This is a genomic window from Roseovarius sp., assembly GCF_018066915.1.
Classification (GTDB): domain Bacteria; phylum Pseudomonadota; class Alphaproteobacteria; order Rhodobacterales; family Rhodobacteraceae; genus Roseovarius.
Genome location: NZ_JAGPVV010000252.1, coordinates 1 through 13,759, shown reverse-complemented (window position 1 = coordinate 13,759; position 13,759 = coordinate 1). Strand labels below are relative to the sequence as shown.

Here is a 13,759-nt window from a genome sequence, read left to right as displayed (position 1 = left end):
AGTTATCCAGAGAGGCAGAGGGCGTAGCGGAGGAGAGTCATAATAAATAAGTTGTTGATTTTATTTTATTTTTTCTTGGGTGCCTAGGATGCCTGGGCGGTTTTTGGGAATTCATCACCAGGGTTGTCCCATTGGGGATAGTCCTGTGGGGCTCTGGTTTATCCACAGAATTGGGGTGCTCTACATCCCACTACATCCTTTCTTATATCTTACTTAATATTTAAGAAGGCCAAGAATGGATCGGAGACAGGCATGAGTGATATTCTGAGCATCGCCTACCCTTGGATCAAGGCGCTGCATATCATGTCGGTGATCGCCTGGATGGCGGGACTGTTTTATTTGCCGCGTCTCTTTGTCTATCACACGGAGCAATCGCAGCCGGGCGATAGCCGGGATGTTGTGTTTCAGGTCATGGAATACAAGCTCTTGCGGTATATCATGCGGCCTTCGATGATCGCGACCTGGGGTTTCGGTCTGGTGTTGGTGATGACGCCGGGGATTGTCGATTGGGGATCGGCCTGGCCCTACAGCAAGCTGGGGGGCGTCCTGGTGATGACCTGGTTTCATATCTGGCTAAGTCAGCGGCGCAAGGAGTTTGCGGCGGGCAAGAATACACGGACGGGGCGGCAGCACCGGATGATGAACGAGGTGCCGACGCTGGCGATGGTGGTGATCGTGCTGTCGGTCGTGGTGAAATTCTGAGTCGGATTGACGGGACGGGGCAATTTGCCTATGTAAGCGCTGGGCTGCCGTCCTGGTGGCTGTCGTATTCCCGTATCTGACCGCATGTCGCATCCCCCGGTGGATGCCACCAGAGGATTTCCCATGTCCGAAGACCGTTTGAATCTGTCCGACCTCAAGGCGATGAGCGCCAAGGAGTTGTTGACGATCGCCGAAGAGCTGGAGATCGAGAACGCCTCGACCATGCGCAAGGGCGAGATGATGTTCTCGATCCTCAAGGAGCGGGCCGAGGAGGATTGGACGGTTTATGGCGATGGCGTGCTGGAGGTGTTGCAGGACGGGTTTGGGTTCTTGCGCTCGCCGGAAGCGAACTATCTGCCCGGTCCGGATGATATTTATGTCTCGCCGGACATGATCCGGCAATATTCGCTGCGCACCGGGGATACGATTGAAGGGCAGATGAAGCAGCCCGATGAGACCGAGCGATATTTTGCGCTGACTTCGGTCACGCAGATCAATTTCGAGGACCCGGAGCGGGCGCGGCACAAGATTGCGTTCGACAACCTGACGCCGCTCTATCCCCATGAGCGGTTCAAGATGGAGATCGAGGACCCGACCATCAAGGACCGGTCGGCGCGGATCATTGATCTGGTGGCTCCCATTGGTAAGGGGCAGCGGTCGTTGATTGTGGCCCCGCCGCGGACCGGCAAGACAGTGCTCTTGCAGAATATCGCCAACAGCATCGAGAAGAACCATCCGGAGTGTTATCTGATCGTGTTGCTCATTGATGAGCGGCCGGAAGAGGTGACGGATATGCAGCGCTCGGTCAAGGGGGAGGTTGTCAGCTCGACCTTTGACGAGCCAGCGACGCGGCACGTGGCGGTGTCGGAGATGGTCATCGAGAAGGCCAAGCGGCTGGTCGAGCACAAGCGCGATGTGGTGATCTTGCTCGATTCGATCACACGACTGGGCCGGGCCTATAACACCGTGGTGCCGTCCTCGGGTAAGGTATTGACCGGGGGTGTGGATGCCAATGCGTTGCAGCGGCCGAAGCGGTTCTTTGGCGCGGCGCGGAACATCGAAGAGGGTGGATCGCTGACCATCATCGCGACGGCGTTGATCGATACCGGCAGCCGGATGGACGAGGTGATCTTTGAGGAGTTCAAAGGCACCGGCAACTCTGAGATCGTGCTGGATCGCAAGGTGGCGGATAAGCGGGTATTCCCGGCGATTGATATTCTGAAGTCCGGCACGCGGAAAGAGGATCTGTTGATCGACAAGGGCGATTTGCAGAAGACCTTTGTTTTGCGGCGGATTTTGAACCCGATGGGGACCACCGATGCGGTCGAGTTCCTGTTGTCGAAGTTGAAGCAGACCAAGTCGAATGCCGAGTTCTTTGACTCGATGAACACCTGAGGCGAAGCGGAAACGGAGGTGTCCGGATGGACACGGTCTATGCCTTGGCCACAGCACAGGGGAAGGCAGGTGTTGCGGTCGTGCGGGTCAGCGGGCCGCGGGCCTTTGCCGCGTGTCATGCGATCTGTGGGGATGTGCCCGCGCCGCGCCGCGCCGCGCTGCGCCTCTTGCGGGATGGCGATGGAGAGCGGCTGGATCAAGCGCTGGTTCTGACCTTTGCTGCAGGAGAGAGCTTTACCGGGGAAGAGACGGTGGAGTTTCATTTGCATGGCAGCGTGGCGGTGGTGGCGGCGGTTCTGGATGTGCTGGGCCGTTGTGACGGTCTGCGTCTGGCGGAGCCGGGGGAATTCACGCGACGGGCGTTGGAGAATGGGCGGCTTGATCTGGCGCGGGTCGAGGGGCTTGCCGATCTGATCGACGCGGAAACGGAAGCGCAGCGCAAGCAGGCGTTGCGGGTTTTCTCCGGGGCTTTGGGCCAGAGATGCGAGACCTGGCGCTCTCATTTGCTGCGGGCTGTGGCGCTCTTGGAGGCGACGATTGATTTTGCCGATGAGGAGGTGCCGGTGGATGTCTCGCCTGAGGTCACGGCATTGGTGGAAGGGGTTGCAGAGGCGCTCGAGCGTGAGAGTGCGGCAAGTGTCGTAGGAGAGCGGATTCGAAGTGGGTTCGAGGTCGCCATCATCGGAGCACCGAATGTGGGAAAGTCTACACTTCTCAATTGTTTGGCGGGGCGTGAGGCGGCGATTACGTCGGAGCATGCAGGGACCACGCGGGATGTGATCGAAGTGCGGATGGACCTAGGCGGGCTGCCTGTGACGCTCTTGGATACGGCGGGTCTGCGTGAGACTACGGATGTTGTGGAATCCATGGGCATAGCCCGCGCGCGCTCGCGTGCAGAGGCGGCGGATCTGCGGGTTTTTCTGGTCGAGGCGGGCGAGATGCCCGAGATGACGCCCCGAGAGGGTGATATTGTCTTGCGTGCCAAGGCGGACTTGCTGGGTGATGTGTCGGATGCCGTTTCGGGCCGGACGGGCGCCGGAGTATCGGAGCTTATCGAGCGGATACGGGGGGTGTTGGCTGAGCGCGTGGCCGGAGCGGGGATCGCCACGCGGGCCCGGCATCGGCAGGCGATGGAGCGCGGCCTTGTGTCTTTGCGCGCGGCGTTGGCTATCCTGCCGCAAGGGGAAGCGGTGGCAGAGATTGCGGCGGAGGAGCTGAGGGCGGCTATCCGTGCGCTCGATTCTCTGGTAGGACGGATTGATGTCGAGATGGTTCTCGACGAGATTTTTGCCAGCTTTTGCCTGGGTAAATGAGAGGTGTTTCACGTGAAACATTTTGATGTCATCGTGATCGGCGGTGGGCATGCGGGCGCGGAGGCCGCGCATGCGGCGGCACGCATGGGAGCAGTAACCGCGCTGGTGACGTTGAGCCGGGCCGGAATTGGGGTCATGTCGTGCAACCCGGCGATTGGTGGTCTGGGCAAAGGGCATCTTGTCCGCGAAATTGACGCGCTCGACGGGGTGATGGGGCGCGTGGCGGATCGCGCGGGCATTCAGTTTCGCTTGTTGAACCGGCGCAAGGGGCCTGCGGTGCAGGGGCCGCGGGCGCAGGCGGACCGCAAGATATATCGCGAAGAGATGCTGCGAGAAATGGAGAGCTGTCCGACGCTCGAGATTGTCGAAGGGGAAGCCGCGGACTTTCTGATGCAGGGAGATCGGGTGGCGGGTGTGCGGCTGGCCGACGACAGCGAAATTTCCGGAACGGCCGTGGTTCTGACAACAGGCACATTTCTGCGCGGTGTGATTCATATCGGGGATACGTCCTATCCGGGCGGTCGCATGGGCGATCGTCCGGCGGTGCGTTTGGCCGAGCGGATGGATGGGTTTTGTCTGCCGATGGGTCGGCTGAAAACCGGGACGCCGCCGCGCCTTGATGGCAAAACGATTGACTGGACACGGCTGGAGGAACAGCCAGGGGACGAAGATCCGGTACTTTTTTCCTTTCTGTCCAAAGAACCCACGGCGCGGCAGATTTCATGTGGGATCACCCACACGAACGCGCAGACTCATGAGATCATTCGGGAAAATCTGGGTCGGTCGGCGATGTATGGTGGGCATATCGATGGGATCGGACCGCGCTACTGTCCTTCGATCGAGGACAAGATCGTGCGCTTTGCCGACAAGACCTCGCATCAGGTGTTTCTCGAGCCGGAAAGCCTCTCGGATCGTGTGATCTATCCGAATGGGATTTCGACATCTCTCCCGGCGGAGGTGCAAGTGGCCTATGTTCGGTCCATCGTCGGTCTCGAGCGGGTCGAAATCTTGCAGCCGGGCTATGCCATTGAATATGATTATGTTGATCCGCGTGCGCTTGATAGTCGGCTTGCGGTCAAGACTGTGCCCGGCCTCTATCTCGCGGGGCAGATCAATGGAACGACCGGATACGAGGAAGCTGCAGCGCAGGGCATGGTTGCAGGGCTGAATGCGGCGCTGGAGGCCAAGGGACGCGATCCGGTCCAATTCAGCCGCACCGATAGCTATATCGGCGTGATGGTTGATGATTTGACCACGCGGGGGGTGAGCGAACCCTATCGCATGTTCACCTCGCGCGCAGAGTTTCGGCTTTCGCTCCGGGCGGATAACGCGGATCAGCGGTTGACGCCGCTCGGTCTACGCCTTGGCTGTGTCGGAGAGGATCGCCGGGCCGTGTTTGTGGATAAGATGGAGCGGCTCGGGCGGGGTAAAGAGCGGCTGGATGCAACGCAGTATACGCCTCGGCAACTGTCCGAGGCTGGATTCAAGGTGAATCAGGACGGGGCACGGCGCAGCGCGTTTCAGATCCTGTCCTTTCCGGATGTCGGTTTTGCGGATCTTCTGCGGCTTGATCCGAGCTATGCCGAGATCGACCCGGAAAGTCAGGAACAGCTCGCGCGCGACGCGCTCTATGCAAGTTACATTGACCGGCAGGCGCGGGATGTGGCGATGATGAAGCGCGATGAAGCCCATGTAATCCCAGAGAATTTCGCCTATCAGCCGATTGATGGGTTGTCGAATGAACTCAAGGGTAAGCTGGACCGGGCGCGGCCCGAGAATCTCGCGCAGGCGGCGCGCATCGAGGGAATGACGCCGGCGGCGCTCAGCCTCATCCTTGCCAAGTTGCGGCAGGCGACCCGGGAGAAAATCGCGTGACCGGCCTGCCCGGTGTTTCACGTGAAACACAGGGGCGCCTCGAAACCTATGCGGCGTTGCTGCTCAAGTGGAACCCGCGCATCAACCTTGTGTCAAAGAAAAGCCTCGAGGATATGTGGACCCGGCATTTTGCTGATTCGGCGCAGATACATCAGATTGCACCACATCCTGTAGAACATTGGGTCGATCTGGGATCAGGGGGCGGTTTTCCGGGGTTGGTGGTTGCCATTCTGGGTCAGGACAGCGGATCGCCCAAGCGGATGACGTTGGTCGAGTCGGATGCTCGCAAGGCGGCGTTTCTGCGGGTTGTCATTCGAGAGACGGGGATCAATGCCGCCGTTCTCAACGACCGCATCGAAAAGGCCAAGGCGCAGCAGGCGGACGTTCTCTCGGCGCGGGCGCTGACCGACCTGAACGGACTGTTGGGGTTTGCGGAGCGCCATCTGGCACCAGGGGGCACCGCGCTTTTCCCCAAGGGGGCGCGCTGGGAAAACGAGCTTGAAGAGGCCGAAAGAACGTGGCGTTTCACCTATCGGCTTGTTAAAAGTGCAACAGAAGACGGTCCCGTCATATTCGCCATCACAGGAGTGTCCCGTGCCTGATCCGACGCGCCCAGAAGGACCGAAGATCATCGCCATTGCCAACCAAAAGGGCGGCGTGGGTAAGACGACGACGACCATCAACCTTGCCGCGGCTTTGGCAGAGCTTGGTGTGCGGGTGCTCATTGTCGATCTTGATCCGCAGGGCAATGCCTCGACGGGCTTAGGTCTCGACGTGGAGGCGCGACGGTTTACGGTTTACGATCTCTTGCTCGATGAGGCGCCGTTGCGCGATGTCATTCAGGCCACGGCACAGGACGGTTTGTTGATCATCCCCTCGACGGTGGATCTGTCCTCGGCGGATATCGAGCTTATTTCGAACGAAAAGCGTAGTTTTCTGCTGCATGATGCGCTCCGCCAGCCTGCGATGGATGGCTATGGGTTTGACTATGTGCTGATCGACTGTCCGCCATCGCTCAATCTCTTGACGGTGAATGCGATGGTGGCTGCGCATTCCGTGCTTGTCCCGCTCCAGAGCGAGTTTTTCGCGCTCGAAGGCCTGTCGCAGCTCATGCTGACGATCCGAGAAATCCGGCAGACTGCCAATCCTGCGTTGCGGATCGAGGGGGTTGTGCTGACGATGTTTGACGCGCGCAACAATCTCTCGACGCAGGTGGAACAGGATGCGCGCGACAATCTGGGGGAACTGGTGTTTCGCACCCGGATTCCCCGAAATGTCCGCGTGAGCGAGGCGCCCTCTTATGCGATGTCGGTGCTGAGCTACGATCCGCTGTCCAAGGGCGCGCAGGCCTATCGCGATCTGGCGCAAGAACTGATTGAAAACACGGCGAAAATCGCCGCCTGAGCGAAGGGGACAGGCTATGACCGGCAAGAAATCTCAACCGCGTGGGCTGGGTCGTGGCCTGTCCGCGTTGATGGCGGATGTGACGACGGAAGGGCCGGAGCGACCCGCCGATGCACCGCGCCGGCCCGATTTGATGGTGCCGGTGGAGAAGGTTCGCCCCAATCCCAATCAGCCGCGCCGGGATTTTGATACCGCCCTGCTTGAAGATCTGGCGCGGTCCATTTCGGAAAAGGGGATCTTGCAGCCGCTGATCGTGCGCCCCGCTCCGGAGCGTGCAGGCGAATATGAAATCGTGGCGGGCGAGCGCCGGTGGCGCGCGGCGCAGATGGCCAAGCTGCATCAGATTCCGGTGTTGGTGCGTGATTTCAACGATACCGAAGTTCTCGAGGTGGCGATCATCGAGAATATTCAACGCGCCGATCTGAATCCGGTGGAAGAGGCCTTTGGCTATCAGCAACTGATGCAGAAGTTCGGTCATACCCAGGAACGGTTGGCCGAGGCGCTTGGCAAGAGCCGCAGCCATATCGCAAATTCGGTGCGGCTTTTGTCCCTGCCGGAAGAGGTTCTGGGCTATGTGCGCGAGGGCAAGTTGTCTTCGGGTCATGCCCGCGCGCTGATCACGCTTGATGATCCTGCGGCTGCTGCCCGGCAAGTGATTCAAAAATCACTCTCGGTGCGGGATACGGAAAAGCTGGCCAAGACCGGGATCGGCAATATTTTCATGGAGACCGGGCGTTCGGCCAAGCCGCGCAAGGAAATTCTCAAGGATGCCGATACGCGCGCGCTCGAGGATGATTTGTCGGCTAATCTAACCATGAAGGTCGAAATTGACCATGTTCCGGGGCAGGAGAATGGTCGGATCACGATCCACTATGCCTCGCTCGATCAATTGGACCGGTTGATCGGCATGCTCAGCATCTAATCCGGCAAGAGATCGCGAATCACCGCGTTGAGAACGGCGCGGCCAGCGGCGGTGGCGCGCAGACGTGGTCCATCTGCCGTGATCATTCCGATGGCGCCAAGGTGATCCAGGCTATTTTGGTCGAGCGGCTTGCCAGCCAACCGCTCGAATCGCGCGGGATCAATGCCTTCGGTGATGCGCAAACCCATCAGCAGGTATTCCACAGCCTGATCTGGACCAGAGAGCGGCTCCCAACTTTCAACCGTGCGGGCGGTCTCGACAGATTCGAGCCATTTGCCCGGTGCTCGATGCGCGGCGGTTGCGTATTTATGCCCGCCGCGGGTGAGACGCCCATGTGCCCCCGGACCGATGCCCATATAATCGCCATAGCGCCAATAGATCAGATTGTGCCGCGACTCCGCGCCGGCGCGCGCATGATTCGAAACCTCATAGGCCGGCAGACCAGCGCCTTCGCAGATGTCCTGCGTGATTTCATACATTTCGGCAGCGGTGTCATCCTCGGGCAGGCCGCGCAGTCGGCCTGCGGCGTAACGGTCGCCAAAGGCGGTGCCGGATTCGATGGTCAACTGATAGAGCGACAGGTGATCCACCGCCATATCAAGCGCCTCGCGCAGTTCGGCCTTCCAGGCGGCGGGGCTTTGGTCCTGACGCGCATAGATCAGGTCAAAGCTGACACGATCAAAGTTTTTGCGCGCAATATCAAACGCTTGTCTTGCCTCTGTCACGCTGTGGATGCGCCCCAATCGCCTCAAGTCGGTGTCGTTCAGGGCTTGGATGCCCATCGACACGCGGGTGATGCCTGCCTCGGCAAAGGCACGAAAGCGACCGGCCTCGACCGAGCCGGGGTTGGCCTCGAGCGTGATTTCGGGGTCGTTCGCCATGGGCCAATGCTGCGCGATGCGCGCGATGATGGCTGCCACCGTGTCGGGGGCCATGAGGCTGGGGGTGCCGCCGCCAAAAAAGACGGTGTTGAGCACCCGCCCCGGTGTCAGGGCCGCGTAGCGGTCAATCTCGGACAAATAGGCTGCACACCAACGCGCTTGGTCAATTTGGCGGGCGACATGGCTGTTAAAGTCGCAATAGGGGCATTTGGCCTCGCAAAAGGGCCAATGGAGATAGAGGCCAAAGCCACCCTGTTGCCAATCTTCAGCCAAAACAGCCTGCGACGAGTTTGCGAAACGCGTCTGCGCGGTGGCTGATGCGATTCTTTTGCATTGGGCTCATTTCGGCAAAGGTCAGGTCGTGACCGAGGGGCTGGAACATTGGATCATAGCCATGCCCCTCTGCGCCGCGCGTGGGCCAGACCACCCAGCCTTCGACCGTGCCCTCGAACACTTCGTCGTGCCCATCGGGCCAGGCGAGCACCAGCGTGCAGCAAAACCGCGCGGTCCAGGGCTGCGGCTCTTTGCTGGCCTTGAGCGCAGTATGGGCGCGCGTCATCGCCTTGGTGAAATCGCGCCCAGTCTCTGTTTCAGCCCAATCTGCGGTATAAACGCCCGGTGCTCCACCCAGTGCGTCGATGGCAATACCAGAATCGTCCGAGAGCGCGGGCAGGCCGGTCGCCTGCGCTGCCGCGTGCGCCTTGATCCGGGCATTGCCGACAAACGTCGTCTCGGTTTCCGCCGGTTCCTGCAGACCCATGGCGGCCGCGCCAACCACTTCAACCCCATAAGGTGCCAAAAGTGCGCGAATCTCGTCAAGTTTGCCCGCGTTATGGGTAGCGACCAGCAGCCGGTCGTCGGTGAATTTACGCACCCGTCGCCTCGCGCTGTCTCATGACCAGATGGTCAATGCCCTGTTCGGCCAGATCAAGGAGTGTGTTCATCTGGTCGCGGCTATAGGTTGCGCCTTCGGCGCTCATCTGCACCTCGATCAGGCGTTTGGTTCCGGTCATGATAAAATTGCCATCCACACCGGCCTCGCTATCCTCGGGGTAATCGAGGTCGAGCACGGGTTGTCCGGCGTAGATGCCACAGGACACCGCCGCAACCGGGTCGATCAGCGGATCGCTGAGCACATCGCCCGCTTTCATCAGCTTTTGCACCGCCAGTTTGAGCGCGACCCAACCGCCGGTGATCGAGGCGCAGCGGGTGCCGCCGTCGGCCTGGATGACATCGCAATCCACCGTGATCTGGCGCTCGCCCAATGCCACGCGGTCCACGCCTGCGCGCAGGCTGCGGCCGATCAGGCGCTGAATCTCGACCGTGCGGCCGCCTTGTTTGCCGGTCGTCGCCTCGCGGCGCATGCGGCTGTTGGTCGAGCGGGGGAGCATGCCGTATTCCGCCGTGACCCAGCCCAGCCCCGAACCTTTGACAAAGGGGGGCACGCGCTCTTCGATGGTGGCGGTGCACAGGACATGGGTATCACCGATCTTGATCAGGCAAGAGCCCTCTGCATGTTTGAGCACCCCTGTTTCGATTGAAACGGAGCGCATTTCGCTTAGATTTCTTCCTGACGGCCGCATGGCATGTCCCTTTCCTTGGTTGTCCCCGGATATATGGGCAAGGCCTGTCATGGCAACCCCGATTGACCTTTGGCCCCTGCGGTCCTTAATAGATCAAGAGACAGGAAGCCCACCGCATGACAGACACGGCCTCGATCCTCGATCAGCTCAACGACCGCTCGCGCGAGGTGTTTCGCCGCGTGGTCGAGAGCTATCTGGCGAATGGTGATCCGGTCGGCTCGCGCACCCTGACCCGCGATTTCAGCGAAAAGGTGAGCGCCGCCACGATCCGCAACGTGATGCAGGATCTGGAATACATGGGCCTCTTGGGCAGCCCGCATATCAGCGCGGGGCGGATTCCCACGCAAGAGGGGCTGCGCATGTTTGTCGATGGGTTGCTCGAGGTCAGCAATCTCGAGGCGACGGACCGGCAGGCGATTGATGCGACCGTGGGCAGCAATTCGCAGGATGTGGCGGGCGCACTCGATCGCATTGGCGCGGCGCTCTCGGGCGTCACGCGCGGGGCGTCGCTTGTGCTTGCGCCCAAGCATGAGGCCCCGATCAAGCATATCGAGTTTGTGAGTCTCGGTCATGACCGCGCGCTTGTGGTCTTGGTGTTTTCCGATGGGCATGTCGAGAACCGGATATTCACCCCGCCGCCCGGTCAAACGCCGAGTTCGATGCGTGAGGCCGCGAATTTCCTCAATGCGCTGATCGAGGGCAAGACGCTGTCGGACCTGCAGACTGTGATCTCACGTCAGATCGCTGCGCGGCGGCAAGAGATTGATCAGCTCGCCCGCGACATGATCGACAGCGGTCTGGCTGTCTGGGAGGGTGAGGGCGACAAATACGAGCGGTTGATCGTGCGCGGGCGCGCCAATCTGCTCAACGGGGCGTCTGAGGAAAAGGATCTCGAGCGGATTCGCATCCTCTTTGACGATCTTGAACGCAAGCGGGACATTGCCGAATTTCTTGAATTGGCCGATGAGGGTGCCGGCGTGCGCATTTTTATCGGGTCTGAGAACAAACTTTTCTCACTTTCGGGTTCCTCTTTGGTGGTCTCTCCATATATGAACGCTGACCGTAAGATCATCGGCGCGGTGGGGGTGATTGGCCCGACGCGCCTCAATTACGGGCGGATTGTGCCGATTGTGGATTACACGGCGCAGCTCGTGGGCAAACTGATCTCCGACCGGAGCTAGAGGTGAAGAATGGCAGAGCCGAAAGAAGACAGCTTTCTCGATGATATCGAAGAGGCCGCTGCGCAAGAGCGTGAGCGCATGGATGACGATATGAGTGATGACGCAGTAGAGCTTGATGCGCTGCGCGCCGAGCGGGATGCCCTGCGCGACAAATTCATGCGCGCGCTGGCCGATGCCGAGAATGCGCGCAAGCGGTCCGAGAAGGATCGCCGTGAGGCCGAGAATTATGGCGGCTCAAAATTTGCGCGCGATATGCTGCCGGTGCATGACAATCTCAAGCGGGCGCTCGAGACAGTCAACGAAGAGCAGCGCGCCGGGTCTGCCGCGCTCTTCGAGGGGATCGAGCTGACGTTGCGCGAGTTGCTCAATGTGTTCACCAAGCATGGGATCACTGTGATTGATCCGCAGGTTGGTGATCGGTTCGATCCGCAGCATCACGAGGCGATGTTCGAGGCGCCGTTGCCCGGCACCAAGGCGGGCGAGATCATTCAGGTGTCCACCCAAGGCTTCATGCTGCATGACCGCATTCTGCGTCCGGCGCAGGTGGGTGTGTCCTCCAACCGCGGAGGATGAGCGCAAAGACGGGGTTTACCCCGTCTTGTCGGCCCTCTCTTGGGCTAGGGCCTTGAGTTCGTAGATGAGATCAAGCGCCTCGCGCGGGCTGAGGGCGTCTGGCAGGATGTCCGCGATCCGCTTTTCCACAAGCGACTCGCGCGGTGCGCTGGGTTTGGGCGCCGGGGGAAGGGCGGCAAAGAGCGGCAGATCGTCGATTAGGGCCTTTTGTGCTCGGTGGCCTTCGCGGTCGCCTTTTTCCAGCGCATCGAGCACGACGCGCGCCCGCGCCACGACCGAGGCGGGGAGGCCCGCGAGTTTGGCCACTTGCACGCCATAGCTGCGATCCGCCACACCGCGCCGCACCTCGTGCAGGAATATGACATCGCCGCCGTGTTCCTTGACGCTTACGGTGGCATTCTCGACTCTGGCGAGTTTGTCACTGAGTTGAGTCAATTCATGGTAATGGGTGGCGAAAAGTGCGCGGCAGCCGTTCACATCATGCAGATGTTCGAGCGTGGCCCAAGCGATGCTGAGCCCGTCCCAAGTGGACGTGCCACGCCCGATCTCATCGAGGATGACCAGCGCGTGATCATCGGCCTGATTGAGAATGGCGGCGGTTTCGACCATTTCGACCATGAAGGTCGAGCGGCCCCGCGCCAGATCGTCTGATGCGCCGACGCGGCTGAAGAGTTGGCTGACCATGCCGATATGGGCGGATTTTGCGGGCACATAGCTGCCCATTTGTGCCAAGAGGGCAATCAGTGCGTTTTGGCGCAGAAAGGTCGATTTACCCGCCATGTTCGGCCCGGTCAGCAGCCAGACGTCACTATTCTCGCCCAAATCGCAATCATTCGCGATGAAGGGATCGCCGCCTTGGGCGCGCAGGGCGCGTTCCACGACCGGATGCCGACCGCCCTCAATCCGGAGGGCGCGGCTCTGGTCGACCTCGGGGCGACACCAGTTTCCGGCGCGGGCCAAATCCGCCAGAGCGGCGGTCAGATCCAGCTCTGCCAGCGCGCGGGCGCATTGGGCAATTGCGGCGGCGTGGTCGAGAACCGCGGTTTTCAGGCTGTCATAGAGACGCTTTTCAATCTCGAGTGCGCGCCCACCTGCGTTGAGAATACGGGTTTCCATCTCGCTTAGCGGCACGGTGGTAAAGCGCAATTGATTGGCGGTGGTCTGGCGGTGTTTGAACGTCTCGTTCAGCGGTGCGCCCAGCATCCGGTCTGCATGGGTGCTGGTCACTTCGATGAAATAGCCCAGCACGTTGTTATGCTTGATCTTGAGCGAGGAAATCCCGGTTTGCGTGATATAATCGCCCTGCATCCGCGCGATGACGCCGCGCCCTTCGTCGCGCAATTGGCGCGCCTCGTCGAGATCGCTGTCATATCCCGGAGCGATAAAGCCGCCATCGCGCACCAGAAGCGGTGGTTCAGCCACCAGCGCCTGATCGAGGAGCTCAAGCAGCGCGTCATGCCCGGTCAGACCCGAGGCGGCCTCTCGCAGAAGTGGTGGCAGATCGGCATCGGCAAGACGCTGGGCAATCTCCATCGCCTGTGAGAGCCCATTGCGCACCGCCGCCAAATCGCGGGGGCCGCCGCGATCCAGACCGAGGCGCGAGAGGGCGCGATCGAGATCGGGCACCTTGCGCAAAGCCTCGCGCAGATCAGAGCAGATGCGGCTCTGTTCCGCCGCGAATTCCACCGCGTCGAGGCGGGTTTGCACAGTATCGAGCGCGCGGCTGGGGCTGGAAAGACGCCGTTCCAGAAGCCGCCCGCCGCCTGCTGTCACCGTCCGGTCGATCGTGGCCAAGAGAGATCCGGCGCGCGCGCCGCTCAAGCTATGGGTCAGTTCGAGATTGCGCCGAGTTGCAGCGTCGATCTGCATCACGCGCGTCTCGTTTTCCCGAACGGGCGGGCGCAGCAGGGGCAATTTGCCCTTTTGCGTG

Annotated in this window: 13 protein-coding genes; 9 read left to right on the top strand and 4 right to left on the bottom strand. The window is 60.7% G+C overall.

Translation table 11 applies throughout. The features are described from left to right. The first annotated feature begins 252 nt into the window (after positions 1-252). The 7 genes from hemJ to KBT70_RS13840 all read left to right on the top strand — a co-directional run bounded on the left by hemJ (position 253) and on the right by KBT70_RS13840 (position 7,611). Positions 253-702 carry a protoporphyrinogen oxidase HemJ gene (gene hemJ, locus KBT70_RS13870; RefSeq protein WP_296634742.1) on the top strand — a complete coding sequence of 150 codons (450 nt, stop codon included), beginning with the start codon at positions 253-255 and terminating at the stop codon, positions 700-702. A 123-nt stretch (positions 703-825) separates the two neighbouring features. Continuing rightward, positions 826-2,097 carry a transcription termination factor Rho gene (rho, locus tag KBT70_RS13865; protein WP_296634740.1) on the top strand — a complete coding sequence of 424 codons (1,272 nt, stop codon included), beginning with the start codon at positions 826-828 and terminating at the stop codon, positions 2,095-2,097. A gap of 26 nt (positions 2,098-2,123) precedes the next feature. Then, positions 2,124-3,410, top strand: a complete 1,287-nt coding sequence (gene mnmE / locus KBT70_RS13860; protein WP_296634736.1) for a tRNA uridine-5-carboxymethylaminomethyl(34) synthesis GTPase MnmE — start codon at positions 2,124-2,126, stop codon at positions 3,408-3,410. Between the two features lie 12 nt (positions 3,411-3,422). Continuing rightward, positions 3,423-5,285, top strand: a complete 1,863-nt coding sequence (gene mnmG, locus KBT70_RS13855) for a tRNA uridine-5-carboxymethylaminomethyl(34) synthesis enzyme MnmG (protein WP_296634733.1) — start codon at positions 3,423-3,425, stop codon at positions 5,283-5,285. Beyond that, entirely contained in the window at positions 5,282-5,887 is a 606-nt protein-coding gene (rsmG, locus tag KBT70_RS13850; protein WP_296634730.1) for a 16S rRNA (guanine(527)-N(7))-methyltransferase RsmG, read from the top strand. The genes mnmG and rsmG overlap by 4 nt, the downstream gene beginning before the upstream one ends. Beyond that, positions 5,880-6,689, top strand: a complete 810-nt coding sequence (locus KBT70_RS13845; RefSeq protein WP_296634729.1) for an AAA family ATPase — start codon at positions 5,880-5,882, stop codon at positions 6,687-6,689. The genes rsmG and KBT70_RS13845 overlap by 8 nt, the downstream gene beginning before the upstream one ends. A gap of 16 nt (positions 6,690-6,705) precedes the next feature. Beyond that, the gene (locus KBT70_RS13840; RefSeq protein ID WP_296634726.1) at positions 6,706-7,611 is read left to right on the top strand and encodes a ParB/RepB/Spo0J family partition protein; all 906 of its coding nucleotides are present in this window, start codon (positions 6,706-6,708) and stop codon (positions 7,609-7,611) included. Here KBT70_RS13840 and hemW read toward each other — a convergent pair. Genes hemW through rph form a run of 3 tightly spaced genes read right to left on the bottom strand, consistent with a single transcriptional unit; the run spans position 7,608 to position 10,075 of the window. Continuing rightward, positions 7,608-8,765 (bottom strand): radical SAM family heme chaperone HemW, encoded by a 1,158-nt coding sequence (hemW, locus tag KBT70_RS13835; protein ID WP_296634723.1) that lies wholly within the window; start codon positions 8,763-8,765, stop codon positions 7,608-7,610. The genes KBT70_RS13840 and hemW overlap by 4 nt on opposite strands. Then, a complete protein-coding gene (gene rdgB / locus KBT70_RS13830) occupies positions 8,758-9,366 on the bottom strand; it encodes an RdgB/HAM1 family non-canonical purine NTP pyrophosphatase (protein WP_296634721.1) in 609 nt (202 codons plus the stop codon). The genes hemW and rdgB overlap by 8 nt, the downstream gene beginning before the upstream one ends. After that, positions 9,359-10,075, bottom strand: coding sequence for a ribonuclease PH (gene rph / locus KBT70_RS13825; RefSeq protein WP_296634714.1), 717 nt, complete (start codon positions 10,073-10,075; stop codon positions 9,359-9,361). Before rph ends, rdgB begins: the two co-directional genes overlap by 8 nt. 116 nt (positions 10,076-10,191) lie before the next feature. Between rph and hrcA the strand changes: the two genes are divergently transcribed. Next, positions 10,192-11,256 (top strand): heat-inducible transcriptional repressor HrcA, encoded by a 1,065-nt coding sequence (hrcA, locus tag KBT70_RS13820; RefSeq protein ID WP_296634711.1) that lies wholly within the window; start codon positions 10,192-10,194, stop codon positions 11,254-11,256. 9 nt (positions 11,257-11,265) lie between these two features. Continuing rightward, positions 11,266-11,829, top strand: a complete 564-nt coding sequence (locus tag KBT70_RS13815) for a nucleotide exchange factor GrpE (protein ID WP_296634707.1) — start codon at positions 11,266-11,268, stop codon at positions 11,827-11,829. Positions 11,830-11,844: 15 nt separating this feature from the next. On the opposite strand, the gene mutS is transcribed toward KBT70_RS13815, so the two are convergent. Beyond that, positions 11,845-13,759, bottom strand: a 1,915-nt coding sequence (gene mutS, locus KBT70_RS13810; RefSeq protein ID WP_296634705.1) for a DNA mismatch repair protein MutS, incomplete at its 5' end; no start/stop codon positions are given.